We start from the raw sequence: 25674 nt of genomic DNA, 5'->3' as shown, positions 1-25674 counted from the left end.
ATGCCGTCTTCCGGACTGCGCTTGGCCCGGCGTCCGGTCACGGGATGCGCACGGCGAGCAGGACGACGTCGTCCTCGGCGGATTCGGGGAGGTTCTCCAGCAGGCCGTCGCAGAGGGCGTCCACGGATTCGCCGGCGTAGTGTGCGGCCTCCCGGCGCAGGCGCACCATGCCGCGGTCGATCTCCTCGCCGCGGCGCTCCACCAGGCCGTCGGTGTACAGGAGCAGCTTCGCCCCGGGCGGCAGCTCCTCCCGGGTGTCGATGCGCTCCCAGCCGCGCCCGACACCCAGCAGCACGTCGTGCCCCGACTCCAGGAAGCGCGTTTGGCCGTCCTCGGTGACCAGCAGCGGCGGGAAGTGGCCGGCGTTGCTCCAGTGGAAGTAGTGGGGACCGCCGCGCTCGCCTTCGATGCGCCCGAACACGGCGGTGGCCGTCTGCGCCGATACGAACTCCAGCAGCCCGTCGAGGCGGCGCAGAATCGCGCTCGGCGGCTCCTGGTGGTCCCAGGCCAGCGTGCGCAGCATGCTCTGCATCCGCGACATCTGCACCGCGGCCGCCAGGTCGTGGCCGCTGACATCGCCGATGGCCAGCGCCGTGACCCCGTCGGGCAGCACGAAGGCGTCGTACCAGTCGCCGCCCACCTCGGCGCCCTCGTGGGCAGGGGCGTAGCGGGCGGCCATGTGCAGGGAGTCGGGCTCGGGCAACTCGGGCAGCAGCGCACGCTGGAAGTTCTGCGCGGCGTCACGCTGGGCGGCGTACAGCAGCGCGTTGTCCAGGGCCAGCGCGGCACGGTGGGCCAGATCCTCCACGAGCACCAAGTCGTCGTCGTTCACGGTGCGCTCCGGCGCGGTGCGCATGAGGCTCAGCACGCCCAGCACCCGCCGCCGCGCCTGCAGCGGCACGAGGATCTCCGTGCGGCGGCCGAGCGCGTCGGTCAACTCCCGGTGCTCACGGGAGAGCGCGCTGTCGGGCTCGGGCTCGTCGGTGACGACGAGCGGACCCTCCCCGATCATCACCCGCTCCACCGGGCTCTTCGAGACCGGATCGGGTTCGGGCAGCGGCCCCTCCGCGCCGGGCGGCGCCTCCACTTCGGGATCCCGGTGCACCACGGCCACCCGGCGCACCCCGCCGTCGATCCGGCACGCGGAACACCAGTCGGCCAGCGCGGGCACCAGCAGCCGGGCCAGCCGGCGCAGTACGTCTTCACTGTCCAGGCTGCTGCCGAGCACCGTACTGACATCGGCCATCAACCGCAGCGCCGAGAGGGAGCGCTGGACGTCCAACTCCTCCTCGTCGAACCGCTGCGCATCGCTGGTCATAACGCGACACCTCCTCGGCACTGCGACTAACCGGCGAACGGGGCTGCGTACCGCCGGATAACCGGTGAGGCACGCAGCGAAGCGGCTGAAGCCGCGACAGGGCCGGGAACCGGCGACCGCCTGGTCGGCGCCGAGGCCACCGTGTCGTTCACGTACTTCTCCGGCGTGGGAGAGGTGGTCGACCGCGAGGTGCGCACCGAACCGGAGATCGTCTCCCTGGTCCGCTCGGCGTTCGAGACGGTCTGGGAGCGAGCCGTTCCGCATGAGAAGTACACGCCGGTGTGACCCCGGATACCGGCCTCCTCGGGGAAAGAGGAGGCCGGCGGGATGAGGCCGGGCGGGGTCGGAGGCGGGGATGGGTTCCGGGTGCTAGCCGGGTGCTAGATGTGACCGTCCTTGACCTGCTGGAGGAAGGCGGCCCATTCGAAAGTGGGGAATCCCACGTGGCCGTGGGAGCGGTGCTGGGTGTCGCGGAGGAGGACCGTGTCGGGGGAGTCAGCGACCTCGACGCATTCGCCGCCTGAGGCGTTGCTGTAGCTGGATTTGCGCCAGGTGGTGCCGACCTCTACGCACTCGTTGGTTGCACCGCTGTAACTCGACTTACGCCACTCAGTCATCGTCTAACTCTCTCCGGATCATTAGAAGGGATTCGGCCGGTCCCAGAGCCACTGCTTGAAGCCTGCCAAACAGCAGACGGTACCGCGCTACGTCTTGCGCAGCGGTTATGACCTGCCCCTCGTGGATGCTCTCGGCGTATACCACATCAGCACCAGAGCCAGGTGTGATGACCTTGAAGGGACCGGTGAGCCCCGGATGCCCGAGGTAGTGCGTTGCAACGACCTGGACGGATATGCGCTCGGACTCGACGAGTCTTACGATCTGATCGAGCTGCTCACGCCGAACAGCTTCTGGCACGAACTTGCGTTGGATGATCGTCTGATCCAGCACCACCCAAAGAAGGGGTTCTTCGGCGTTGACAAACTCCTGCGCTCGTCTCATGCGCTCGTCCACGGCAACCGCCACATCGTCGGAAGACGCCCACGGCGTTCCTGCTGTGATCAGTTCGCGAGCATAAGACTCCGTTTGCAGTAGTCCAGGTAGGACCGCGTTCTGGTAGTCCATGACGGCCGATGCCTCACGTATCAACGTAGCAACTTCGGCTAACCAGGCAGGGCGCCCGCTTCCAGTCAATTCGCCCCATAAGCGCACCAGACGCCCATCGACTTGCAAAGCTGCATCGAGTTTCGGAACGAACGACGCAACCGGAGAGCGGTACCCGCGCTCGATGTTGGATATATGGGACGGACTCACCCCAAGCTCTCGCGCTAAGGCATCTTGGGTAACATCGGCCATCTTTCGCGTGCGCGCAATTTCGCGACCGAATCGCTGCAGTGTTCTCTTGTCTACATCCATGGGCCCATCACACCACGTCATAGCGCGCGCTGTGGCGAAACTTCACAAGAATCCACAGACGTTTTCGGTAGTGCTCCTCAGACTGATAAGCCTTCCTACGGGCGTTCAGGATCGGCAAAGTGAAAAAGCAAGCAGCTCAGGAGTTGCGTTGTAAGCAAACGGCCCTGCCCGGTGTAGGAGCACCAGACAGGGCCTCGCCCCGACCTGAACAGACCAGGTGAGGACTTGATGCCCAAGATTAGCCACCGGCGGCGATCCGCCCGAATCCGCCCCTATGTGTTCCGCATGTCGGCGCTGCTCCGCTTCCAGCTCCCCGAGCTGTCCGGGCTGCCCCGCCTCCCCTGGGAGGTGCGGTGACCATGGACATGTTCAGCGCCTCCTTCCCCGGCAAGCCCGAGAGCGTAGCCGATGCCCGCGGCTGGCTGGACGGGCTACTCAAGCCGGTCGACCGCCCCCACATCCCCGACGACACCCGCGCGACCGCCGTGCTGCTGCTCTCCGAGCTGGCCACCAACGCGCTCAGCGCACTCCCGCAGCGGCGACGGCGGCAGCTACCACGTCCGGCTGTGCCTGGCCGCCGGAGCGATGCGCGTGGAGGTGGCGGACGACGGGCCGCTGGAGGGCCAGGTCCCCATGCAGCGCTCGGCCGGTCCCGACGACGAGTCCGGGCGCGGCCTGGCGCTCGTCGCCGCGTTCGCCGACGCGTGGGGGCCCCGCTGCTGGGGTCGCGGTACCTACTTCCGGTTGTTCTGGTCGGAACCCATCATCCCGCTCCCCCGCCGCCGGCCCGGCAGGAGCTACGAGAGCGGCGATCCGTTCGCCCCACCCAGGCGTGCAGACGGCGGTGACGCCCGCATGTAGGCGTCGCGCACCGGTCGCACCACGCCGGCGAGGACCCGCCCGCCGCCGCGTCCGGCCACCCCCGCGCGGCGGCGGACGGCGGCACTCGCTCCATCCCGGCAGACCGGCTACTCCCGGCGGTGTCGGCCCCGGTGGGGTGTCGGCCGGCCGTTGCGCAGCAGGACGACCGCGAGGACGGCGAGGGCGGCGACGGCGAAGCCGCCGCCCCACAGGAAGAGCGGCGACCTCGGCGCGGCTTTGGGCATGGGGGGCATGGGGGGCTGGAATTCGGACATGCGTTTCCTTCCGGTGCGGTCTCCCTGCGGCACGTGAAAGCGACCGCCGCATGGCACGTCTTATTGCTGTTCAAGCGCTTGACCCGGCCACATCTCCGGCATCTGAAGCCCTCAAGATGCACGCAGATGCACGTGCAAGATCATGCGCATATGCCCGTGCATAAGGTATTTGCTCCGAGCATCGTAGCGCGGGCCGTGCGCCGTGACCACGCACCGGCCGGATGTCCGCGGACTCTCGGGACCTTCTGCCCCTTCCGGACTATTCCCCGCGCAGCGCCAAACCCTCGAAGGCGATCCGGATGACCGCGTCGGCGACGCCCGCCGCGTCGTAGCGGCCTTCCGGGCGATACCACTCGACCAGGGAGTTGACCATGCCGAACAGCAGGCGGCTGGTGAGTTCCGGTGGTATGTCGGCGCGCAGCGAGCCCTCGTCGGCGGCGGCGCGGACGAGGGCGGCGAGTTTGGCGTCGATCTCGCGGCGGCGGCGCAGAGCGTCGAGTTCGACGTCGCTGTTGCCGTGCACCCGCAGCAGCAGCGTCACCGCGGGCAGGTGCTCGACGAGGACCCCCACGGCCTGGCGCAGTACCGACTCCAGACGCGCGTACGCGCTCGGCCCGGAGTCCTCACCCGCGGTCGCGGCGGTGTCGACGACCTCCTCCAGCGCGTCCAGGGCCTCGGTCAGCGCCGCCTGCAGCAGGTAGGACTTGCTCGGGAAGTGGTGGTAGATGGCCGACTTGGTCAGGCCCAGCTCACGCGCCAGGTCGCCCACGCTCGTGCCGTCGTAGCCGCGGCGGTTGAACAGGTCGATGGCGTGCCGCAGGACGGTCTCCTGGTCGTACCCGGGCCGCCCGCGGCGCGGCGCCTCCCTGGTGGGCGATGGGCGTGGCATGCGCCCAGAATCCCATACCCGGTCGGACGCGGTCTCCGCAGGACGCAGGTGGCGGTGGCGGCGGGACACAATCCCGCGGCTCATCCGGTTTCGGCCCGCCCGGACGCGCAGGCGCACGAACCGGGGCAGCCGAATCGGCTATTCAGCTAAGCCGTGTTTAAGAACGCCCGTCTGCTGTGCGGCCTTGTTGGGCCTTGTTGGTCTGCCGGGTCCCGGGGGACCTGAGCAGAAGGCAGCGGCGACAGCGGTGGATGGCCGGGCCCGCGGTCACCGCGCCGCGCGCTCGCGCAGCTCAATGGGGTATTTCCTCGGTGCTGCCATACCAACTTCCTTCCTCGGTCTGCCAGCGAGCAGACCAGACTTGGAAGGACAAACGTGGGAAGCTCAGTCGGCGGCGGGCGGCTCGGGTCTGCTGTGGGGCCTTGTTGGTCTGCCGGGCGACGGGTGGTCTTAGGGAAAAGCGGCGCCGAGGGCGGCGTGGGATGGCGGGGCCCGCGGTTGCCGGGTCGGGTGCTCGCCGGTGGCGGCGGCCGGCGAGGCGGCGAGGCGGCGAGGGCACCGCGGGGTGGCGCCTGCGGTCGACGGGTCGGGTGCTCGCCGGTGGCGCGGGCGCGACGGGGCAGCGAGGGCGGCGTGGGATGACGCCTGCGGTCGTCGGGGCGGCGGTCACCGGCCCCGGCTGCGGGTGGGCGAGCCCCGGGGGCCGTCGCCCGACGACCGGGCGGGCCTGATGCGGAGCTCCCGGTGGCCGCGACCGCGCCCCGCCGCGCGGCCCCCTGCCGGTACGGGCCCGGCCGCAACACGGCGGCACCACGCCGGCGAACCGGCGCCGGTATGTCCGGTTCACCCGGCGACGATCTTGCTCTTATGGCCACGGGAAAACGCTTTCCGTGACCATAAGTACAAGATCGTCGAGAACAGCCGCGCCGAGTCTGTCTGTGGGGTTAGATTCGGCGCCGAATCTAACCCCACAGACAGACTCGATGGGGCCGGTGCCACCTATTGCAGGGTCTCGACCGGACAGCGGCCGGAATCCGGTGAAAACCGCGCGTTGGATGCGCCGACCGGCCCGCGGCGGCCCAACGCCGCCCCGCCGCAACCGCCACCGGCGAGCACTCGACCCGTTGAGCGCGGGCCCGACCCGGCGCCGTCCTCGGCGCCCGTCGTTCCCCGTCAGGCGACCCGCTTCCCGGCAGACCGACAAGACCGCCCAGCAGACCCGAGCCGCGCCGGCCCGCCCCGGCGCTCCGTTTTCCCAGGGCCACCGGCGAGACCGGGCTCCCGCGCCCCGCGGCGCTAGAACTCCAGGATCAGCCGCCCGCGCACTCCCCCGGACTCGAAGAGGCGGTGCGCCTCGGCCGCATGGTCGGCGGGGAAGGTGCGCGCCACGCGCAGGGTCAGCACGCCCGCCTCGGCCTGTTTGCGGAGGGCGTCGAGTTTGGCCTGTTCGCGGTTGTAGTGCATGACGAGGACCGGGTGGAAGACGACGCCGCGCTCCTTCGCCGCGTCGTCGCCCTTGAACCCGCGGACGGTGGCCATCTGGCCGCCGTCCCGCACGGCGGGGCTGACCAGCTCGTTCTGCACCGCGCCGTCGGCCAGCGCGTCCACGCCGCCGGGCTCGGCCTCTCGGATGCGGTCGGCGACGTCGTCGCCGCGCGGGACCACGACGTCGGCGCCGAGGTCGCGCACCAGCTGCTCGTCGTCGGCCGCTGCGTCGGCGATCACCCGCAGGCCCTCGGCCTTGGCCAGCTGGATCATGTAGCCGCCGAAGGCGCCGGCCGCTCCGGTCACGGCCAGGGTCTGCCCGGGTTCCAGTGCCATGGCGTCCAGCGCCATCCGGGCGGTCAGCCCGTTCATGGGCAGCGTCGCCGCCTCGGCATAGTCGGCGCCGACGGGGACGGGCACCACCGACTCCACTGACACGACGAGCTGTTCGCTGTAGGCGCCGTGCGATCCGCTCGGCACGACGACGGCCATCACCGCGTCACCGACTGCGAGGTCGGTCGTGGTGCCGGGACCGACCTCGTCGATGTCGCCGGCGGCGTCCATGCCCGGCACGTGGGGCGGGGACACGTCGGCTTGCCGGGAGGCGTAGGCACCGCTGCGGGCGGCGGTGTCGGTGGGGTTGACCGCGGCCGCGCGCACGCGGATGCGCACCTCGCCGGGGCCCGCGTGGCGCTCGTCGATGTCGAACTCGCGCAGTGCCTCGGGACCGCCGGGTTCGGATACTCCGATTACTCGCATACCGCCGCCTCTACCCCGGCGAGCGCGGGTGATTCCGAGCGCGCGCCCGTGGAATCGCACAGGCGGCGCTACCGCGGCCCGGCCCCCTCGCCCAGCGGCCGCCGCAGCGGGTGCGTGCACCGCCTGGAGGCACGAGAGGCGATGCGTGACCCGCCGCGGCGACCCAGCGCTGGCGAGCGCTTCCCCATCCCGCCGGACCGCGACCGCCCGGCGGCGGTCCGGCGCTTGATCCGTACGCGGCGGCCCGGTGCGCAACGGCCGGGGCCACCCGCCGGAGGGGATCGGCGGAGTCGGCTCCGGGCGCATGCGGCCGGGTCGGCCGCGGGCGGAAGACTCTGTCGAGCCCGCCTTGAAAGCGCTTTCAAATGTGTGAAAGAGACTACGCCCTGAGATTGTTTATGTAAACAACGAATCACAAGGAGTACTCCCGACCGTGCGCCTCGCGCGTCGCGCGAGCCACTCGCCGCAACATGCTGCGCGAGGCCGGGCACAACAGGTATGCCCGGCCGCGCCGCGGACGAGAGCGCCCCCCGCGTTCGGACCAAGAGCACCGAAGAGCCGGAACCGCGCGGCTCGGAGCACGCCCCGAGCCGCGCACCCTCAGCGGCTCATGAACTCCTCGTAGGCCTCCAGCACCTCGTCGGTGGGCCCGTCCATGACCAGGCTGCCGCTCTCCAGCCACAGCACCCGGTCGCAGGTGTCCTTGATGGACTTGTTGCTGTGGCTGACGAGGAAGACCGTGCCCGCCTCCTCGCGCAGGTCGCGGATCCGAGCCTCGGAGCGCTTGCGGAATTTGCGGTCGCCGGTGGCCAGCGCCTCGTCGATCATCAGCACGTCGTGGTTCTTGGCCGAGGCGATGGCGAAGCGCAGCCGGGCTGCCATCCCGGAGGAGTAGGCGCGCATCGGCAGGGAGCTGAAGTCGCCCTTCTCGTTGATCCCGGAGAACTTGATGATCTCCTCGCGCTTGGCGTAGGCCTCATCGGGCGTCATGCCCATCGCCAGGCAGCCGAGGATGACGTTGCGCTCGCCGCTGAGGTCGTTCATCAGCGCGGCGTTGACTCCCAGGAGGGAGGGTTGCCCCTGGGTGAAGACGCGGCCGCTCTCGGGCGGCATCAACCCGGCGATGGCCCGCAGGATGGTGGACTTGCCGGAGCCGTTGGAACCGATGACCCCGATCGCCTCGCCCCGGTAGGCGGTGAAGCTCACGCCCTTGATGGCGTGCACCTGGCGGCCGCCCTTGCTCTGCTGGCCGCGGAGGCGCTTGAGCGCACGCGAGGCGCGCCCGCCGCCGTCCTGGCGCTCCTGCCGGCTCGCCGCCGCCTGCGCGCGCAGCTCGGCCTTGCCGGCGCGGCCGCCTTTGCCACCGCCCTTGCCCTGGCCGGAGCCGCGCAGCCGGTAGACGACGTGCAGGTCGTCCACGATGACCGTGGGCGGCTGCTCCTCGTGCGCAGCGGTCTGCTGCTGGGTTTCCTCGGACACGTCAGTCACGGCCGTACTCCTCCTCGGCCCGGTAGAAGTAGACGAACCCCGCGATCAGCGCGAGCAGCGCCCAGCCCAGGGCGATCAGCCAGGCGTAGGGCGGCAGATTCTCGGCGCCGAAGTTGTCGGTGCTCATCAGCGCGTAGCGCATGAAGTCGATGTAGACGGCGGCCGGCTGCACGTTGAGCAGGACGCCCACCCACTCGGGCGCGCCCTGGGTGAAACGCTCGACGCTGTAGAGCACACCCGAACCGTACATCCAGGCGCGCAGCACGAACGGCAGCCACTGCGCGGCGTCGGACGCCTTGCTGCCGAGCCGGGCGGCCCATAGCGCGAGCCCGGTGTTGAACATCAGCTGCAGCGCCAGTACGGGCACCATCAGCAGCCATTCCCAGTCGGGCAGGTTGCCCCGCGCGGCGACGATCACCATCAGCACCACCATGGAGATCACCATCTGCCGGAGCTGGATGGTGACCTGGGTGATCGGCAGCACGGCGCGCGGGAAGTGCAGCGCCCGGATCAGGCCGCGCTCGCCGTAGACCGCCTTCACGCCGCTGGTCACCGTGTTGCGGGTGAAGGTGAAGATGAAGACGCCGATCACCAGGAAGGAGATGAAGTCCTCGACACCTCGGCTGGTGCCCAGCAGCAGACCGAAAATCAGGTAGTAGACCGCTGCGTTCAGCAGCGGGGTCAGGACGAACCAGAACGCGCCGAGCCGCGCGCGGGTGTACTTCGTCGAGGAGCGTGCCTTGGCGAACTCCCCGATGAAGTACCGGTGCTCCCACAGCCGGCGGAGGTACTCCGGCAGGCCGGGCCGGGCCCCGCTTACCGACAGGCCGTACCTGGACGCCATCTCCGCGGCGTCGGGTTCCGGCCGATCTCTGGTGACTCCGTCTAGTGCCACGCTTCTGCTCTCTTCGGGTTCTTTCAGCAACTACGGGACGCGCCGTTACTCCCGGCCGGTGCTCACCTGCGGTCTTGCGTCGGAACGCAACCGTATCGTCGTTCCGCTAGCGTAGAACCGATTAGGACAGAACGCAACCGTTTCGTCCCTACGATAGGATGGCCGTGTGTCCGATGCGGAGAAACCCCGGCAGGCGCGCCGCGCCCCCGCGGGAGCCGCTGTTCTGCAGCAGGATGTCACGCTGGCTATCCAGGCGGCCGTCTTCACCGAGCTGGCGAAGCACGGGTACGGGCGCCTGTCCATCGAGGCCGTGGCCAGACGGGCGGGCGTCGGCAAAACAGCAATCTACCGCCGCTGGAGTTCCAAGCTGCAAATGGTCGTCGACGTGGTCTCGACGGCCGCGGTGAAGGTGATGCCGGTGCCCGACACCGGGACACTCAGCGGCGACATACGCGAACTGCTCGACGCGGGCGCCCAGGCGATGCGGCACCCGCTGGCTTCGCAGATCGTACCCGACCTTCTGGCCGAGGCTGCACGAAACCCCGACATAGCCGAAACTCTGGAGAACGCGCTGCGGGAGACCCAGCAGGGACTCAGCGCGGTGATGGTCAAGAACGCGGTGGAGCGGGGCGACCTGCCGGCCGACACCGACGCCGAACTGGCGTTCGACATGGTTTTCGGTCCCCTGTACTGGCGCGTGGCCGTAACCCGCAGCCCGGTGTCCGACGACTACCTCGACCGCCTCGCCGAGGGCGCCACGGCCGCCCTGATCCGCGCGCACGGGCCCGCGGAGCGCCCGGCGGACTGACCGCCGCACCCGCCGCCCGCACACGAATCGAAGGCCGCCGCCCCGGCGGACCGGGTCGGCGGCCTGCAGAACGGGTCACCCGCCTACCAGGCTCGGCCCGCATCGCCGGCGCCGGGCACGCGCCCCGGTGCGCCGGCGGCGGCCATCATCACGACGAGCCCGCACAGGGCGGCCAGGTAGCCGGAGAGCACCGGAGCGGGAAGGTGCTCGAAGGCGGCGAACTGGTCGGGCAGCACGGAGACGGCGGCGGCCAGCGCCCAGCGCGGATCGCGCGTGGCCGCCGCGACCCGGATTCCCGCCAGCAGGAGCGCGCCGACGGCAGCCGCGGTTATGCCCACCCACACCTGAGTGGCCGCAGCAGGGTCCACCAGTAGTGCGTCCGACGCTGCACCGTAGGCCAGCGCCGGCACCAGCGGCGCCAGCCACCAGCCCGAGCGGGGGCGCAACCGGCCGGGGCTCGCGGCCGCCGCCAGCAGCAGGACGGCCACCCCGGACGCCAGCACCCAGAACGGCAGCGACGGCTGCCACTGCACCGTGATGGCGTATGTCGGTCCGGAGTAGGGAATCAGGTCGTTGACGACTTCGGGCAAGCGAACATAGGGCCGGTACACCTGGTAGCAGAGCAGGGCGGCGAAGGGCGCCGCGACCAGCGGGCGCCCCCGCAGCAGCGCGATCGCCGTCCCCGCCGAGCAGGCCAGCCACCAGGCGTCGCCGATGCCGTTGAAGCCCCGCACGGCGGACACCAGGTTGGCCAGGGCGAGCAGGAAGACCCCCAGGTGCAGGCCGTCGAGCCACCACGGTCCCGGCCGATCGCCCGCCGCACGGGCGCGGGCGGCCAACCCGCCGCGCACCAGGCCGAACGCCTCGCGGGGCGCGGGCAAGCGCCGACGGGATTCGGAGGCCTCCAGCAGGGTGCCGACGATCTCGGCGCCGTGGGCGGCGCGGTAGCGCGCCGGGTAGCTGCGCAGCAGCAGTTCGTAGCGGCGCTCCAGGCGGGTGCGGTCGGTGGTTTCGGCGCCGCGCAGGTCGCCGTCTCGTCCGGCGCTCATGCGGTCGCCGTCCCGCCCGGCACGCTCGGCGCGCCGATGACGACGGCCGCCGCCTGCCGCATGCGCCGCGCCTCGGCGGTGACCGCCTCGCGCCCGTCGCCGGTGATGCGGAAGTAGCGCCGCGGCCGTCCCTCGACCGTCTCCTCGCGGTCCACCTCGATCAGCCCCTCGGACGCCAGGCGGTCCAGCGCGCCGTAGAGGGTGCCCACCGCCGGGCGCACCCGCCCGCCGGACTGCTCCTCGGCGCGTTTGATGATCCCGTAGCCGTGCAGCGGCCCGCCCAGCAGCGCGGCGAGGATGAAGTACGTGGGTTCGCTCATCCGCGGAGTTCTCTTCGTCACGCCGGCCACTATATATCGGCAGACGAAGTATGCAATGCGGATGGCAGCGCGGCGCCCACTGTCGTAGGGAGCGACCACAATGGCGGGCATGGGCGTGAGCATCTACTACAGCGCGGAGCGCGAGCGCGCACTGACCGGCGAGGAACAGGCGACGGTCGACGAGATCGCCACGCGCTGCAACCGCGCGCTTGCCGATGACCTGCGCGAACGGCTGCCCGACTGGCACGCCGACGGCGAGGTGCCGCCCGAGTTGGACGATCCCGCATACCTCAGCGAAGGACTGCACTTCTACAAGCCGCCCCTGGAGCCCGGAGAGGTCCTCGCGGGGTCCAGCAAGCTGAGCCACGGCGCCTGCGGCCTGGAACACTGCTTCGTTCAGGTGCACCACTTCGCCGAAGCACTCGCCGAACTGCGCCGCCGCCTCTCCGGCGCCGTGTGGCGGGTGCACATCGACGGCACCGATCTGCCGTGGGACGAGCACACCGGCCGCTACGTGCTGGACTGAGCCGCCCGCGGCCGCCTCGCTCGCCGCCGCTGTACCGCGCTGACAGCCCCGCTGGTTGAGACCGGTTCGTTACTGAATCCTCCTCCCCCGCCCGGAACACGAGTTCACCGCGCAAGCGCCGCCGCGCGGGCGAACCGCTTCGACTGCGACACCCCACCCGCCGTAGCGAGTGTGGCCATTGACACACGCACTGTCGCACTGTCACGATTCCGCTACGTGTGGGAGCGCTCCCACACGCGACCCTACAGAGGCACGACAACTCGAAACCGGCGAGTCCCCAAAACATCCCCCACCCGTTCGCATCCCCCTACCGCGAGGACTCTCATGAGCCCATCCCCATCCCGCAGCAGGTTCGCTGCGGGGGCGGTCACGGCCGCCTCCGCGCTCGCAGTGTCCATGCTGGCCGGCGTGCCCGCCGCCCAGGCCGCCGAGCAGGTGACCAACGGCGGGTTCGACGACGGCAAGACCGGCTGGTGGAACACCGAGAACACCCCGGCAGAGGTCACCGACGGTCGGCTGTGCGCCGAGGTCCCCGGCGAGACGACCAACGCCTGGGACGCCATCGTGGGCCAGGACGACGTCGCCCTCACCTCGGGCGAGTCCTACGAGCTCACCTTCACCGCCACCGCCACCGCCGAGGTCGGCATCCGCGCCCTGGTCCAGGAGCCCGCCGAGCCCTACACCACGTTCCTGTCGGAGCGCCCGACGCTCTCGGCCGAGGAGCAGACCTTCAGCTACGTCTTCACCGCGGACACCTCGATGGAGGACGCCCAGCTGGCCTTCCAGCTCGGCGGCTCCGCCGAGGCGTGGACGTTCTGCCTGGACGACGTGTCGCTGCAGGGCGGTGTCGAGCCGCCGGAATACAACCCCGACACCGGTCCCCCGGTCAAGGTCAACCAGGTCGGCTACCTGCCCGACGGCCCGAAGAACGCCACGCTGGTCACGGACGCCACCGAGGCCCAGCCGTGGACGCTGAACAACGCCGGCGGCGAGGCCGTCGCCGAGGGGCAGACCACGCCGGAGGGGACCGACCAGAGCTCGGGGCTCAACGTCCACTCCATCGACTTCAGCGACTACACCACCGAAGGCAGCGGCTACACGCTGACTGTCGGCGAGGACACCAGCCACCCCTTCGACATCTCCGGTAGCGCCTACCGCGACCTGCGGACCGACGCGCTGTCGCTGTACTACCCGCAGCGCAGCGGCATCGAGATCGACGACTCGCTGATGCCGGGCTACGGGCGCGCGGCCGGCCACATCGGGGTGGAGCCCAACCAGGGCGACCTGAGCGTGCCGTGCGACCCGGACTTCGACCCGTGCGGCTACGAGCTGGACGTCTCCGGCGGCTGGTACGACGCCGGCGACCACGGCAAGTACGTGGTCAACGGCGGCATCTCCGCCTCCCAGGTGATGAGCGTGTGGGAGCGCACCACCTACGCCGACACCGCCAGCCCGGGCAAGCTCGACGACGGCTCGCTGTCCATCCCCGAGCAGGGCAACGACGTCCCCGACGTGCTGGACGAGGCGCGCTGGGAGATGGACTTCCTGATGAGCATGCAGGTGCCCGAGGGCGAGGAGCTCGCCGGGATGGCGCACCACAAGATCCACGACGCGGAGTGGACGGGCCTGCCGCTGATGCCGGCCGAGGACCCGCAGCCGCGCTACCTGCAGCCGCCCTCCACGGCGGCCACGCTCAACCTCGCCGCCACCGGCGCGCAGTGCGCCCGGGTGTTCGAGTCCTACGCCCCCGACTTCGCCGACCGGTGCCTCGCGGCCGCCGAGAAGGCATGGGACGCGGCGCAGGCCAACCCGGACATGCTCGCCCCCGCCGACAACGGCACGGGAGGCGGCGCCTACAGCGACGACAACGTCTCCGACGAGTTCTACTGGGCCGCGGCCGAGCTGTTCATCACCACCGGTGAGCAAGCCTACGAGGACGCCGTGACCGGCTCGGAGCAGCACACCGAGGACGTCTTCACCGCCGCCGGCGCGAGCTGGGGCTCCGTGGCGCCGCTGGCCCGGATGAACCTGGCGACGATCCCCAACGAGCTGGGCGACCGCGACCGCATCGTCGACACCGTCGTCGCGGGCGCCGACCAGTACCTGAACACGCTCAACGACCACGCCTTCGGACTGCCCTACGCACCCGAGGACAACGTGTTCGTGTGGGGCTCCAACAGCCAGGTGCTGAACAACATGGTGGTCATGGCCACGGCCTTCGACCTCACCGGCGACGCCGCCTACCGCGACGGCGTGCTGGAGGGCATGGACTACATCCTGGGCCGAAACGCCCTGGGCCAGTCCTACGTCACCGGCTACGGCGAGAACGACGCCCGCAACCAGCACAGCCGGTGGTACGCCAACCAGCTCGACCCGGATCTGCCCAACCCGCCCGCGGGCACGCTGGCGGGCGGCCCCAACGCCCAGAGCAGCACCTGGGACCCGATCGCGCAGGACAAGCTGGAGGGCTGCGCTCCCCAGTTCTGCTACATCGACCACATCGAGTCCTGGGCCACCAACGAGCTGACCATCAACTGGAACGCGCCGCTGTCGATCGTCGCGTCGTTCGTCGCCGACCAGACGGCCGGCGACGAACCGCCGCCGGAGGACGAGACGGCCCCCACGGCCCCCGGCAAGCCGGAGGTCTCGGAGGTCACCGCCTCGGGCGCCACCCTGACCTGGGAGGCGTCGACCGACGAGGGCGGCAGCGGAGTGGACGGCTACGACGTCTACCGGGAGCAGAGCGACGGCTTCTGGAAGGTCGGTTCCGCGAGCGGCACTTCGTTCGAGCTGACCGGCCTGGAGCCCGAGACCGAGTACACCTACCACGTCGTCGCCCGCGACGGCGCGGGCAACGAGTCCGACGCCGGCCCGAGCACCTCGTTCACCACCGAGGCCGACGGCAACGGCGGCGGTGCGACGTGCGAGGTCGAATACAGCACCAGCCAGTGGAACGGCGGGTTCACCGCGTCGGTGGCGATCACCAACACCGGCGACTCCCCGATCCGGGACTGGGAGCTGGCCTTCGAGTTCACCGAGGGGCAGCAGCTCACCCACGGCTGGAGCGCACAGTGGTCCCAGGACGGGAGCGCCGTCACGGCCTCGGGCAACTCCTGGAACTCCGACATCGCGCCGGGCTCCTCGGTCAACGCCGGGTTCAACGGCAACTGGCAGGGCAGCAACCCCGCACCGGAGGAGTTCACCGTCAACGGCGAGGTGTGCAGCTAACCGACCCACCGGCCGCCTGAGACGGCGGTCGGCCGCACCGGTCACCGTCCGAGCGCGGTGACCGGCCGCGAACCGGCGGCGGCCGGGGAGCCACACGGCCCCCGGCCGCCGTTTCGTGCCTGCGGCGGTGATAGCGGCGGGAATTCCGCGCCACGCCGCCGAATCCCGTCACACCCGCACGTTCAGCCCCCTGCTCGCCGACGGACACGCGGGGTCCCTCCCGGCCACGGAGCCCCCACCGGCCGGCGCCCGTCAGCGGCCGGTGGAGCCGTCGATCAGTTCGCGCAGGATGTCGGCGTGCCCGGCGTGGCGCCCGGTCTCCTCGATCATGTGGGTCAGGGTCCAGCGCAGCGACGGCGCCGGGCCGGGCCTGGCACCCGGTCGCGGTCCGTCCGCGCCGGGATCGGGGCAGGCGGCGACCACCTCGTTCGCGCGCCGCGTGGTCTCGCGGTAGGCGCGCAGGATGTCGTCGGCGCTTTCCTCCGGTTCGGGGTGGAAGGTGGCCTTCCAGTCGGTGACCGGTTGGCCGAGCAGCCAGTGGCGTTCCACATGGGTGAGGTGTTTGACGAGGCCGAGCAGGTTCGTGCCCGACGCCACTCCGGGCGTGCGGATCTGCGGCTCCGGGACTCCCTGGGCCTTGGCGGCCACCGAGGCCCGCAGGTAGTCGAGGAAGCCGACCAGTACCTCCTTCTCTGCCGGGCCGGTCTTCGGCGGGCCGGCGTCGGGGCGGCGCTCGGCGGATCGGTGCGTCGGTGGCATGGGTGTCCTCTCGGTGCCAAGGCCGGTGGTGGGGCCGAGTCAGGCGGTTCGGCGGACGACCAGCACGTTGTCGACGACGGTCGCGGACCGGCCGCCCGGCCCCCTCGCGCGGCGCCGGGGCATGTCGGCGCGCTCGATCGGCCACCGGGCCCAGTCGAGGTCCAGCTCGGCCGCCACCTCGTGCGGAGTGGGGTAGTGGGTCTCCGGGTCCTGGTTCCAGGACCAGGGCGCCGTGGATCCGTGATCGACGACCACGAGCCGCCCGCCGGGCCGCAGCGCGTGCGCGGCCGTGCGCAGCACCCGGTACCGCGGCAGCGCGAACGGTGTGTGCAGGTACTGGGCGGACACCAGGTCGAAGCCGCCCGCGGGGAAGTCCTCGGCCAGGTCGACGCGCTCCGCCGTCACCGAAGTCCGCAGGCCGCGCGCACGGGCGTGCTCGGTGAGGCGCCGGACCGCGTTGGCGGAGATGTCGACGGCGGTGACCCGCCACCCGCGGCCGGCCAGCCAGAGCGCGTCACCGCCGGCCCCGCAGCCCAGGTCCAGGGCGGTGCCCGGGGTGAGGCCCGCTGCGATTTCGGCCAGCAGTGGATTCGCCCGGTCGGTCTGGGCCGGCCTGGGGACGCGGTACTGCTCGTCCCAGAAGCGGGCGGCCTCGGCGCCCGATGCGGTGTCGGCGATGTCCGCGCCCATTGTGGTCTCCCCCGTGTGCCGGTGGTCGGATACGCCGACCATCCTCGCCTGGAGACACACGCATTGCACGAAATCTTGCCGGAGCGGCAAGAATGGACGCTATGAGCGAGGAGATCGAGGGCGTGCTGGACGTGGTCGGGCCACGGCTGCGTGCCCTGCGCCGACAGCGCGGCAGCACCCTGGCCGAGGTCGCGGCGAAGACCGGCATCTCGGAGAGCACCCTGTCCCGCCTGGAGAGCGGCCGGCGGCGGGCGAACCTGGAACTGCTCCTGCCGCTGGCACGCGCCTACGACGTCCCCCTGGACGACCTCGTCGGCGCCCCGCACACCGGCGACCCGCGGATCCATCTGCACCCGATCCGCCGCTACGGCATGACGTTCATCCCGCTCTCGCGCCGACCGGGCGGTGTGCAGGCGTACAAGATGATCATTCCCGGCCGCAAGGCACCGGCGGTACCGAGCCTGAAGACCCACAGCGGCTACGAGTGGCTCTACGTCCTCAACGGGCGGCTGCGACTCGTGCTCGGCGAGCGGGACCTCGTTCTCGGTCCGGGTGAGGCCGCCGAGTTCGACACCACGCTGCCGCACTGGCTGGGAACCGCCGACGGGCGGGTGGTCGAGCTACTCATCCTGTTCGGGACGCAGGGCGAGCGCGTCCACGTCCAGCCGCGGCGCGACTGAACGTGGACGCACCGCCGTGCCGGCGGCGCCCGACGAGCAGACGGTTTCGGCTCGCGTGGGACGGCGCCGACGGCCGGCCGGGCGGGCGGGCGGCGCGGTCAGCTCGTCACCGCGGGATCGGGCATGCGCTTGTGGAGCCAGGTGTACCAGGTGTCCAGGCCCTCGCCGCGTGCGGCGGAGATCCAGAGCAGATCGGCACCCGGATTGACCCGGCGGACGCAGTCGGTGAAAAAGTCCGCGTCGAAGTCCAGGTGCGGGAGCAGGTCGGCCTTGTTGACCAGGATGAGGTCGGCGGCGCGGAACATGTGCGGGTACTTCAGCGGTTTGTCGGCGCCCTCGGTGACCGAGCAGATCACCACCCGGCAGGATTCGCCGAGGTCGAACAGCGCCGGGCAGACGAGGTTGCCCACGTTCTCCACGAAGACCGCCGAGGCGGGCGCGGGGTCGAGCCGGTGCAGGCCGGACTCCAGCATCGCCGCGTCCAGGTGGCAGCCGGCTCCGGTGTTGATCTGCACCGCGGCGCACCCGGTCGCCCGCAGGCGCTCGGCGTCGATGAGGGTCTCCTGATCGCCCTCGATCACCGAGACGGGCACATCGGGGCCGAGCTCGCGGACGGTGCGCTCCAGCAGGGTCGTCTTGCCCGAACCGGGCGAACTCATCAGGTTGACGGCGAGGATGCCGCGCTCGTCGAGCCAGGCGCGGTTGCGTTCGGCGAGCCGGTCGTTCTTGGCGAGCACCTGCTCTTCGAGGACCACGGTCTGCTCGTCGGCGCCGGAATCGGCCGACGGTGCGGACCGGGCAGGACGCCCATGGCCGGATTCGTCGCCGTGCCGATGCCGAAGGCCGCCGTGCCCGTGCCCGTGCCCATGGGCGTGCTCGTGCCCATGGGCGTGCTCGTGCTCGTGGGCGTGCTCGTGGCCGTGCTCGGACGCGCCCGGGTGCACCTCGGTGAGGCGGGGGCCGGCGGGGTCGGAGCACCCGCAGGTGGCACACATATCGTTACAGCACCTCCACTGACCGGATGCGCAGCTCCTGGCCGCCCGTGATCTCCACGTCGGCGCTGCCGCAGCCGCACAGCGCGATCAGGTCGTCGAGTCGGAATTCGTTCGTGCAAGCGCGGCAGCGGGCCCGGCCGTCCGGCTCGGTGATGTCGAGCCGGGCACCGGCCAGCGCGGTGCCGTCGGCGGCCATGTCGAAGCAGAACCGCACGGCGTCGGGGACGACACCGGAGAGCCTGCCGATCTCCAGGGTGAGCGCGCGCGCCGGAGCGCCCTCCAGCCGCTCGCAGACGGTTTCGACCACGCTCTGCGTGATCGCCATCTCGTGCATGTGCTTCTCCTCCGCCGGCCTCCCGCCGGGCCGGCCGCGCGTCGCTCACTGCCCGGACGGTGCTTCGGATCCTGCATCAAGGGCTGCAGGGGCCGGGCGGCCTCAGCAGATCCGCGGCAGCGGATCGCCGATCATCACGTCGACGATCCGGGTGCCACCGAACTCGGTCTTCAGCAGCACCAGCGACGGCGGGTCGTCCTTGACCGTGCCGACGAGCTGCGCGTCGCGCCCCATGGGGTGGGCCCGCATCGCCTCCAGCGCCGCGTCGGCCTCCGCGCCGTCGACGACCGCGACCAGGCGGCCCTCGCAGGCCATGTACATCGGGTCGATACCCAGGATCTCGGCGGCCCCCCGCACCTCCGTGCGCACCGGCACCAGCTTCTCGTCGACGACGACGGCCGTGTCGGAGGCGGCGGCGATCTCGTTGAGGACGGTCGCCACTCCCCCGCGGGTGGCGTCGCGCAGGCACCGCACCCCGCTGCAGGCGCCCATCAGCGCCTCCACGAGGCCGTTCAGCGGCGCGGTGTCGGAGACGACGTCGGACTCGATGTCGAGTTCGCCGCGGGCGAGCATCACGGTGACGCCGTGGTCGCCGATGGGCCCGGAGACGATGACGGCGTCGCCCGGCCGCGCCTGGTCGGGGCCCAGCACCGCGCCGTGCTCGACGACGCCGACCCCGGCGGTGTTGATGTAGCAGCCGTCGCCCTTGCCGCGCTGGACCACCTTGGTGTCGCCGGTGACGATCTGCACACCCGCGTTCTCGGCGGCGCGGGCCATGGACTCGGTGATGCGTGCCAGCTCGCTCATCTCCAGCCCCTCCTCCAGGATGAACCCGGCGCTGAGGTACAGCGGGCGGGCTCCGGAGGCCGAGATGTCGTTGACGGTGCCGTTGACGGCGAGGTCGCCGATGTCGCCGCCGGGAAAGGACAGCGGGGAGACGACGAAGGAGTCCGTGGTCATCGCCAGGCGGCCGCCGCCCGCGGAGACGGTGGCGGCGTCGTCCAGCCGCTCCAGGGCGGGGTTGCGGAAGGCGTCGAGGAACATGGCCTGGATCAGCGTCGCGGTGGCCTTGCCGCCGGCGCCGTGGGCCAGGGTGACGCGCTCGTCGGTGATCTTGGGCTTGCGCCGGCGGGCGCGGTCGATGCGGTCGAGCACCCGCTGCTCGCGGTCGCCGGTGCGGGCGCCGGCGTGCGGCTGGGCGCCGGTGTGCGCGGAGCCCGCGGCCTGCTCGGGTTGCTCGACTTGCTCGGCCTGCTCGGCGGCGGCGTTCTCGGCCACGGCCCGCTCGGCCCACTCGGCCGAGCGCTGGGGGGTGCTCATGCGCGGGTCGCCTCCTTCACGCGGTCGCGCTCGAAGCGGCCGTAGTTGTAGTAGGCCGCGCACGCCCCCTCGGAGGAGACCATGCACGTGCCGATCGGCGTCTCGGGGGTGCACGCGGTGCCGAAGACCTTGCACTCCCAGGGTTTGAGCACGCCCTTGAGCACCTCGCCGCACTGGCACGCCTTGGGGTCGGCGACCCGCACCCCCGGCATGTCGAAGATCCGCTCGGCGTCGAAGCGGGCGTACTCCTCGCGCACCCGCAGCGCCGACTGCGAGATGAAGCCCAGCCCGCGCCATTCGAAGTAGGGCCGCAGCTCCATGGTGTCGCCGATGGCGCGCAGGGCCGTGCTGTTGCCGTTCCAGGGCACCACGCGGCTGTACTGGTTCTCGATCTCGCAGCGGCCGTCGGCGAGCTGCCGCAGCAGCATGTGGATCGAGCGGAGGATGTCCAGCGGCTCGAACCCGGCCACCACCATCGGCTTGCCGTACTGCTCGGGGATGAACCCGTAGGGCCGGCAGCCGATGACGGTGGAGACGTGGCCGGGCCCGATGAACCCGTCCAGGCGCAGGTCCGGGGAGTCCAGGATCGCCTTGATAGCGGGGATCACCGTGACGTGGCTGCAGAAGACGGAGAAGTTCTGCACGCCGTCGGCGGCCGCACGCAGCAGGGTCATCGCGGTCGAGGGGGCGGTGGTCTCGAACCCGATCGCCATGAAGACGACGTGCTTGTCGGGGTTGTTCTTCGCGGTCTTCAGCGCGTCCAGCGGCGAGTACACCATCTTGATGTCGGTGTTGTCGGCGTTGGAGTCGATGAAGGAGCGCGTGCTGCCGGGCACCCGCATCATGTCGCCGAAGGAGGTCATCAGCACGTCGGGCTGCTGGGCGATGTGGATGGCGTCGTCCACCCGCCCCATCGGAATCACGCACACCGGGCAGCCCGGACCGTGCACCAGCTCGACGTTGTCGGGCAGGTAGTCCTCCAGGCCGTGCTTGTAGATCGTGTGCGTGTGCCCGCCGCACACCTCCATGAACTTGTAGTGGCGACCGGGCTCGCACAGGTCGGCGATCCTCGCCGCCAGCGCCTGCGCCTGGTCGGCGTCGCGGTACTCGTCGACGAACCGCATCGTCGGCGCCTCCTTCTGCCTTGTCGTCGTCGCGCCTGTCACTCGATCTGGGAGTGGCGCAGCGCGTCGAGCTCGTCCTCGTAGTCCTGGCCGATGCCTTTGAGGAAGTTCAGCGCCGCCTCGGCCTCGTCCTCGTCGATCTTGGACAGTGCGAATCCCACGTGGATGAGGATCCAGTCGCCGGGCTCGACGCTCTCGCCTTCCAGCAGGCCGATGTTGATGGCCCGCTTGACCCCGCTGACGTTCACCTTGGCCAGGTCGGGCTGCTCGGTGTTCAGCTCGACGACCTCGCCGGGGATGCCCAGGCACATGGGCTACATCCTCCGAATCTTCAGGTAGCGCTTGATGTCGGGCAGCATCATGAGCACCAGCGCACCGATGCCCAGGCTCACGACGACCAGGGCGACCATCCACCACTTCATGTCCGTACCTCCCGGGTAAGCAGCGAGCGAACCGCCCGCACGGCCTCGTCGACCGCGCCCGCGACGGCTGCGCTCAGTCCCATGTGCTCCGTGACGCGTTCGGGTTCGCAGCCCACGACGTGGATGCGCCCGACCTCGCCGCCCAGCGACTTCAGCAGCGCCAGTACCGCGTCGGGCGAGAGGTCGTGGGCGTCCAGCAGAGCGCCCGGTGCGACCGGGGCGCCGCCGCGGGGCCCTTCCGGCGTCGCGGCGGCGTCCAGGTCGGCGTCGATGACGTAGACCGTGCCCGCTTCGCCGCCGCGCGGGGCGGCGTCGAGAAGGATGAGCGCGTCGTAGCCGTTGAGCAGCTCGTAGGCGAGGTGGACGCCGCGGATACCGAAGTCCTCGACGCGCACCCCCTCGGGCAGCGGCTCTTCGGCCAGTCGGCGGGCGACCTCGACACCGAACGCGTCGTCGCCGAGGAAGATGTTGCCGACACCGGCGACGAGGGTCCTGCCGCTCATGGCGCGTCCTGGGTGCGCGGGTCGAGCAACTCGACCTCCTCGGGTGCGAAGTAGAGGTACCGGCCGTGCCACTGGTGCAGGTCCGCGCCGAGGTCGTCCTCCAGGGTCACGGCCAGGTACTCGCCGCCGTCGACGTCGAAGTAGACGCCTTCGACCGCGGCGCGGCGCCCGGCCAGGAACATGTCCTGGGCGTCGGCGCGGCGGCGGCCGGGACGCAGCAGCACCCGGCTGCCTTTGGCCGCGGTTCCGCCCGCTACGGCGACGGCGTCGGCCTCGGGCGAGACCGCGGCGTCGGTGCCGGGGTCCCACCACGGGGCGTCGGGTGGGTCGAACGGAGGTGCGTCGGCGGGTGCGGCTCGGGCGGCATCGGTCGAAGGGGGCGGGCCGGGGGAACCGGCCGGCCCGCCGTTCGCGTCGAGTGCGGTGGGTTCGGTGGGCCCGGCGGGTGCGCCGTTCGCCCCCGGGGCGGCGGCGCGCGCGGCCGAGGAGCCGACGGCATCCTCCACGTAGCGCATGGCGCCGTGCAGCCGGTCCAGCAGCTCGGGCGGCAGCGTGTCGGCGTGGTCGATTATGCGCGCGGCGCGCGGGTCGGTGGCGCGCGCCTCGCGCTTCTCCTCGTCGGTCAGCGCCATGGTGCGCAGCGTGAGGATTTCGTCGATCTCGGTGCCGTCGCACATGTCGGCCGGACTCTCCGCGGCGATCCGCGGGTGGTCGTAGAGGATGATGGGCGAGGAGAGCATCAGGTCGCGGCGGCCCGGCTCGCCGACCAGCACCGGCCAGGTGTGGGTGTTCTCGCAGTCCGCGACGGCCGCGCTCGCCCACTCGGGGGGTTCCAGCAGCGAGACGAACGAGGCGCCGCCGCCGACGTGCAGCAGGGTGTGCGCCGAGACCAGCGACGAGCGCAGCATGGCCGGGCGCGGCGTGTCGGGGTCGGGCCAGTCGGTGCGGTTCTCCACCCGCACGCGGACTCTGACCAGGCCGTAGGGGCCGTCGATCGGTTCGGTCTCGACGACGATCGCGCCGTCGAGGCGTTCCTCGCGAAAGCGCGTGCCGTCGTCGTCGGTGTGCTCCGCGGCGGCCAGGGCGAAGGGAACCTCGACCCGGCCGGGGGTGTCGCCGAGCGCGACCGAGGCGTCGATCTCGCGCAGCTCGCCCTCGTCCCAGTCGGCCGGGCCGTCGTCTGAGGATCCGGGCTCGGCGCCGCCGTGCCCCGGGGCGTCGGCGTCTGCGGCGCCGGATCCGGTGGGGCCCAATCGGGTGCGCACCCGCAGGAACCGCAGCCGCAGGTCGAGCGCCGCTCCTTCGCGGACCGACTCCACCAGGCACTCGGTCGTCGAGGCCGCGGGTTCGGCGGTGCCCGACCCCTCGGGCGCCAGCACCCCGAACTGCCAGCGCACCTGGTTCTTGGCGGCGGAGGCGCGGTAGGGGTACAGCAGGTAGCCCTCCAGCAGCACGGCGTCGGCCACCTGGCGGGCGGCGTCAAAGGTCATCGCGGGCCTCCCCGGCCTTGTCCAGCAGCCGCATGAGCGCGTCGTCCCATGTCGGCAGCGCGTTGCGGGACTTGAACGACTGCAGGGCGTCGACGGTGTCGCGGTGCGCCCGGATCCACCCGCCGGCGGGGAAGTAGTGGTCCATGGTGCGCCGCCAGACGGCGACCGGCAGCGGGTGCTCGGCCTCCAGGTCCCAGGGCACCTGCTCGACGGTGAAGCCCTGCGGTGCCTTGCGGAAGACGGTGCCGCTGAACTGCACGAGCAGCGGGACGTCGCCGTCGCCCAGGGCGTGCAGGTACTTGGCGGCGGCCACCTCGAAGTCGTAGCTGCACGGCAGCGGGACGTCGACGTCGGTGGCGCCGGTGAAGGCGGGCACGATCACCGACGTGTTGGCGAGGGTCAGGGCCTGCATGGTGCGGGCCCACTCGCCGGTTTCGCCGAACACGTCGCGCAGCCCCTCGGCTTCGGCGTCGGAGTAGCGGCGCCTGCGGGGCTGGATGCGCACCAGGCACTGCAGCACGATGGTGTGGACGCCGCTCCCCGAGGAGTCGGTGATGCGGGTGTGCAGGTCGATGGTGGGTGCGGCGGCGAAGCGGCGCGTGTCGGCGCCCGTGCAGGTGAATTCGAGTGTGCTCACCGGCTCGCCCCCTCGCCCGTGGCGCCGTCGCGGCAGGCGGCGGCCGCGGCACCGGGATCGGCGGGGCCGACGCGGCGGCTGCGCTCGCGCAATTCGGCGAAGAAGCCGTCGAGAGCGCGCCGGGCCGCCTGCCCGCCGTCGAAGCCCTTCCAGGTGGACCGGACCAGGCCGACCAGGCGGTAGCAGGTGTCGACGGGCACCAGGAACCCCTCGTAGGCGCCGGCGTCCTGCTCGGCTGCGTCGCGGCGGCGCACCAGCACCGCCTCGACGTCGGCGGCGGCCTCGGTGCCGGTGAACGCGATGGCGGCGCCGGAGCCCGTCACCGCCTCCGCGGTCTCCACCGGGAGCAGCGACTCGGTGGCGCCGGCGGGGCTGGGGTAGAGGGCGACGGTGCGCTCCTGCTCGGAGTTGTACAGAAAGAACGCCATGCCCACCGGGATCTGCAGTTCCTCGAACACCCCGGCGGCCGCGGTGAAGTCGGGGTCGTGCAGGTAGCGCGTGGGCACAGTCAGGTAGCGGCCGCCGGCCGCGCCCCGCTCGGTGAACAGCAGGGCGCAGCCGCGGCAGGCGCACATCACGCTGCGCTTGGCGAGGTCGGCGACGTGGGAGTGGGTCTCCTCCACCGGCTGCGCGCACATCTCGCAGTGCTCGCCCGGCGCCGGGCGCTCGGGTTCGCGAACGAAGCGGCGCAGCCCCGCCCCGGCGCCCGGCCCTGCGGCCCGGCTCACGCCCGCTCTCCGGCCGCCGCCTCGGCCGCGGGGCCATCGGCCGCCAGATCGGCGGGGACGGTGCAGGTCATGGCGTGCTCGGGCGGGCGGTGGCGCACCGAGTCCAGCGGAACGAAGCCCGCCTCGCCCCGGTCGGGTTCGGCCGGGCCTTCGTCCATGCCGTCGACCCGGATCTCGCCGATCTCGGGCGCGGCCTCGGCGATGACGCGCTCGATGGACTCCTTGACGGTCACCGCCGAGGACGGGCAACCCTCGCAGTTGCCGCGCAGCCGCAGCCGCACCTCGTTCTCGCCGACCTCCAGCAGCTCCACGTCGCCGGCGTGGGATCCCAGGTAGGGCCGGACGCGTTCCAGCGCCTCCTCGACCCGGGTGGCGGTGTCCTCGGGGTGGAGGTCGTGCAGCACCAGCAGGCCGCGCAGCAGTTCGTCGTCGGCCATCCGCCGCATCAGCGGGGCTTTCGCGCCGGTGCCGCCCGGCTCTGCGGAGCCGTCGGCCCCCTCCGCGGCGAGCCCGACGATGCGCTCCAGCGCGCTGCCGTAGAGGCGCACGATCAGCCCCACGGCCTCCTCGGCGCGCTCGCCCACCGCCGGGTCGGCGTCGGCGAGCTCGTCCAGCAGCTGCTCGACGCGTTCACTCGTCCGGTCCAGCCGGCTTTCCGAGGCCATCACATCCCTTTCG

General features: G+C 71.5%; 30 protein-coding genes. 7 read left to right on the top strand and 23 right to left on the bottom strand.

From position 1 onward, the window contains the following. Window positions 1-37: 37 nt before the first annotated feature. Window positions 38-1318, bottom strand: a complete 1281-nt coding sequence (locus EKD16_RS08660) for a PP2C family protein-serine/threonine phosphatase (protein ID WP_131097918.1) — start codon at window positions 1316-1318, stop codon at window positions 38-40. Between the two features lie 57 nt (window positions 1319-1375). Between EKD16_RS08660 and EKD16_RS26455 the strand changes: the two genes are divergently transcribed. Continuing rightward, complete coding sequence (locus EKD16_RS26455) at window positions 1376-1603, top strand: DUF6879 family protein (RefSeq protein WP_341351888.1); 228 nt, start codon at window positions 1376-1378, stop codon at window positions 1601-1603. 95 nt (window positions 1604-1698) lie between these two features. On the opposite strand, the gene EKD16_RS08655 is transcribed toward EKD16_RS26455, so the two are convergent. Then, window positions 1699-1935 carry a DUF397 domain-containing protein gene (locus EKD16_RS08655; RefSeq protein WP_131097917.1) on the bottom strand — a complete coding sequence of 79 codons (237 nt, stop codon included), beginning with the start codon at window positions 1933-1935 and terminating at the stop codon, window positions 1699-1701. Continuing rightward, window positions 1928-2731, bottom strand: a complete 804-nt coding sequence (locus tag EKD16_RS08650; RefSeq protein WP_165498531.1) for a helix-turn-helix domain-containing protein — start codon at window positions 2729-2731, stop codon at window positions 1928-1930. The genes EKD16_RS08655 and EKD16_RS08650 overlap by 8 nt, the downstream gene beginning before the upstream one ends. Before the next feature lie 228 nt (window positions 2732-2959). Between EKD16_RS08650 and EKD16_RS26345 the strand changes: the two genes are divergently transcribed. Together EKD16_RS26345 and EKD16_RS26450 are read left to right on the top strand one after the other, a co-directional pair. Continuing rightward, window positions 2960-3088: a hypothetical protein gene (locus tag EKD16_RS26345; RefSeq protein ID WP_278248928.1), complete on the top strand. Its 129-nt coding sequence runs from the start codon at window positions 2960-2962 to the stop codon at window positions 3086-3088. Window positions 3089-3139: 51 nt separating this feature from the next. Beyond that, complete coding sequence (locus EKD16_RS26450; RefSeq protein WP_131097915.1) at window positions 3140-3592, top strand: ATP-binding protein; 453 nt, start codon at window positions 3140-3142, stop codon at window positions 3590-3592. 107 nt (window positions 3593-3699) lie between these two features. On the opposite strand, the gene EKD16_RS25295 is transcribed toward EKD16_RS26450, so the two are convergent. The 5 genes from EKD16_RS25295 to EKD16_RS08625 form a co-directional block, all read right to left on the bottom strand. Further along, the gene (locus EKD16_RS25295) at window positions 3700-3867 is read right to left on the bottom strand and encodes a hypothetical protein (RefSeq protein ID WP_165498530.1); all 168 of its coding nucleotides are present in this window, start codon (window positions 3865-3867) and stop codon (window positions 3700-3702) included. Window positions 3868-4126: 259 nt separating this feature from the next. Beyond that, window positions 4127-4756 (bottom strand): TetR/AcrR family transcriptional regulator, encoded by a 630-nt coding sequence (locus EKD16_RS08640; protein ID WP_131097914.1) that lies wholly within the window; start codon window positions 4754-4756, stop codon window positions 4127-4129. A 1296-nt stretch (window positions 4757-6052) separates the two neighbouring features. Next, window positions 6053-7000, bottom strand: a complete 948-nt coding sequence (locus EKD16_RS08635) for an NADP-dependent oxidoreductase (RefSeq protein ID WP_131097913.1) — start codon at window positions 6998-7000, stop codon at window positions 6053-6055. Between the two features lie 600 nt (window positions 7001-7600). Beyond that, a complete protein-coding gene (locus tag EKD16_RS08630) occupies window positions 7601-8488 on the bottom strand; it encodes an ABC transporter ATP-binding protein (protein WP_394347323.1) in 888 nt (295 codons plus the stop codon). Continuing rightward, window positions 8481-9383, bottom strand: a complete 903-nt coding sequence (locus tag EKD16_RS08625; protein WP_242677297.1) for an ABC transporter permease — start codon at window positions 9381-9383, stop codon at window positions 8481-8483. The genes EKD16_RS08630 and EKD16_RS08625 overlap by 8 nt, the downstream gene beginning before the upstream one ends. A 166-nt stretch (window positions 9384-9549) precedes the next feature. Between EKD16_RS08625 and EKD16_RS08620 the strand changes: the two genes are divergently transcribed. Then, the gene (locus EKD16_RS08620) at window positions 9550-10191 is read left to right on the top strand and encodes a TetR/AcrR family transcriptional regulator (protein ID WP_131097912.1); all 642 of its coding nucleotides are present in this window, start codon (window positions 9550-9552) and stop codon (window positions 10189-10191) included. Window positions 10192-10274: 83 nt separating this feature from the next. Here EKD16_RS08620 and EKD16_RS08615 read toward each other — a convergent pair whose 3' ends face one another. Continuing rightward, the gene (locus EKD16_RS08615; RefSeq protein ID WP_131097911.1) at window positions 10275-11240 is read right to left on the bottom strand and encodes a hypothetical protein; all 966 of its coding nucleotides are present in this window, start codon (window positions 11238-11240) and stop codon (window positions 10275-10277) included. Then, on the bottom strand, window positions 11237-11581 hold the full coding sequence (locus tag EKD16_RS08610) for a PadR family transcriptional regulator (protein WP_131097910.1): 345 nt from the start codon (window positions 11579-11581) through the stop codon (window positions 11237-11239). The genes EKD16_RS08615 and EKD16_RS08610 overlap by 4 nt, the downstream gene beginning before the upstream one ends. A gap of 88 nt (window positions 11582-11669) precedes the next feature. On the opposite strand from EKD16_RS08610, the gene EKD16_RS08605 reads away from it, so the two are divergent. After that, window positions 11670-12086 carry a hypothetical protein gene (locus tag EKD16_RS08605; protein ID WP_131097909.1) on the top strand — a complete coding sequence of 139 codons (417 nt, stop codon included), beginning with the start codon at window positions 11670-11672 and terminating at the stop codon, window positions 12084-12086. Window positions 12087-12410: 324 nt separating this feature from the next. Next, on the top strand, window positions 12411-15314 hold the full coding sequence (locus EKD16_RS08600; protein WP_131097908.1) for a glycoside hydrolase family 9 protein: 2904 nt from the start codon (window positions 12411-12413) through the stop codon (window positions 15312-15314). A 252-nt stretch (window positions 15315-15566) separates the two neighbouring features. Here the strand turns inward: EKD16_RS08600 and EKD16_RS08595 are convergent, their stop codons facing one another. Further along, complete coding sequence (locus EKD16_RS08595; RefSeq protein ID WP_131097907.1) at window positions 15567-16073, bottom strand: DinB family protein; 507 nt, start codon at window positions 16071-16073, stop codon at window positions 15567-15569. A 39-nt stretch (window positions 16074-16112) separates the two neighbouring features. Further along, window positions 16113-16763: an SAM-dependent methyltransferase gene (locus EKD16_RS08590; protein ID WP_131097906.1), complete on the bottom strand. Its 651-nt coding sequence runs from the start codon at window positions 16761-16763 to the stop codon at window positions 16113-16115. A 101-nt stretch (window positions 16764-16864) separates the two neighbouring features. On the opposite strand from EKD16_RS08590, the gene EKD16_RS08585 reads away from it, so the two are divergent. Next, on the top strand, window positions 16865-17443 hold the full coding sequence (locus tag EKD16_RS08585; RefSeq protein WP_131097905.1) for a helix-turn-helix domain-containing protein: 579 nt from the start codon (window positions 16865-16867) through the stop codon (window positions 17441-17443). Between the two features lie 98 nt (window positions 17444-17541). On the opposite strand, the gene hypB is transcribed toward EKD16_RS08585, so the two are convergent. The 11 genes from hypB to EKD16_RS08535 form a co-directional block, all read right to left on the bottom strand. Continuing rightward, the gene (gene hypB / locus EKD16_RS08580; RefSeq protein WP_131097904.1) at window positions 17542-18438 is read right to left on the bottom strand and encodes a hydrogenase nickel incorporation protein HypB; all 897 of its coding nucleotides are present in this window, start codon (window positions 18436-18438) and stop codon (window positions 17542-17544) included. Between the two features lie 4 nt (window positions 18439-18442). Further along, on the bottom strand, window positions 18443-18772 hold the full coding sequence (locus tag EKD16_RS08575) for a hydrogenase maturation nickel metallochaperone HypA/HybF (RefSeq protein ID WP_131097903.1): 330 nt from the start codon (window positions 18770-18772) through the stop codon (window positions 18443-18445). 102 nt (window positions 18773-18874) lie between these two features. Next, window positions 18875-20092: a hydrogenase expression/formation protein HypE gene (hypE, locus tag EKD16_RS08570; protein ID WP_131097902.1), complete on the bottom strand. Its 1218-nt coding sequence runs from the start codon at window positions 20090-20092 to the stop codon at window positions 18875-18877. After that, window positions 20089-21216 carry a hydrogenase formation protein HypD gene (gene hypD, locus EKD16_RS08565; RefSeq protein WP_131097901.1) on the bottom strand — a complete coding sequence of 376 codons (1128 nt, stop codon included), beginning with the start codon at window positions 21214-21216 and terminating at the stop codon, window positions 20089-20091. Before hypD ends, hypE begins: the two co-directional genes overlap by 4 nt. 38 nt (window positions 21217-21254) lie before the next feature. Then, window positions 21255-21527, bottom strand: a complete 273-nt coding sequence (locus EKD16_RS08560) for a HypC/HybG/HupF family hydrogenase formation chaperone (RefSeq protein ID WP_131097900.1) — start codon at window positions 21525-21527, stop codon at window positions 21255-21257. A gap of 3 nt (window positions 21528-21530) precedes the next feature. Next, a complete protein-coding gene (locus EKD16_RS26590; RefSeq protein WP_394347322.1) occupies window positions 21531-21638 on the bottom strand; it encodes a DUF6893 family small protein in 108 nt (35 codons plus the stop codon). Continuing rightward, window positions 21635-22141 (bottom strand): hydrogenase maturation protease, encoded by a 507-nt coding sequence (locus EKD16_RS08555; protein ID WP_131097899.1) that lies wholly within the window; start codon window positions 22139-22141, stop codon window positions 21635-21637. Before EKD16_RS08555 ends, EKD16_RS26590 begins: the two co-directional genes overlap by 4 nt. Then, window positions 22138-23631: a hypothetical protein gene (locus tag EKD16_RS08550; protein WP_131097898.1), complete on the bottom strand. Its 1494-nt coding sequence runs from the start codon at window positions 23629-23631 to the stop codon at window positions 22138-22140. Before EKD16_RS08550 ends, EKD16_RS08555 begins: the two co-directional genes overlap by 4 nt. After that, a complete protein-coding gene (locus tag EKD16_RS08545) occupies window positions 23621-24268 on the bottom strand; it encodes a DUF6084 family protein (RefSeq protein WP_131097897.1) in 648 nt (215 codons plus the stop codon). The genes EKD16_RS08550 and EKD16_RS08545 overlap by 11 nt, the downstream gene beginning before the upstream one ends. Beyond that, entirely contained in the window at window positions 24265-24996 is a 732-nt protein-coding gene (locus tag EKD16_RS08540; RefSeq protein ID WP_207391471.1) for a DUF5947 family protein, read from the bottom strand. The genes EKD16_RS08545 and EKD16_RS08540 overlap by 4 nt, the downstream gene beginning before the upstream one ends. Further along, window positions 24993-25661 carry a NifU family protein gene (locus EKD16_RS08535; RefSeq protein WP_131097896.1) on the bottom strand — a complete coding sequence of 223 codons (669 nt, stop codon included), beginning with the start codon at window positions 25659-25661 and terminating at the stop codon, window positions 24993-24995. The genes EKD16_RS08540 and EKD16_RS08535 overlap by 4 nt, the downstream gene beginning before the upstream one ends. Between the last annotated feature and the right edge of the window lie 13 nt (window positions 25662-25674).

The sequence above is a fragment of the Streptomonospora litoralis genome, from assembly GCF_004323735.1.
GTDB classification, from domain to species: Bacteria; Actinomycetota; Actinomycetes; order Streptosporangiales; family Streptosporangiaceae; genus Streptomonospora; species Streptomonospora litoralis.
Note: the sequence above shows the minus strand (reverse complement) of the source record. Positions and strands in the feature narration are given on the sequence as shown.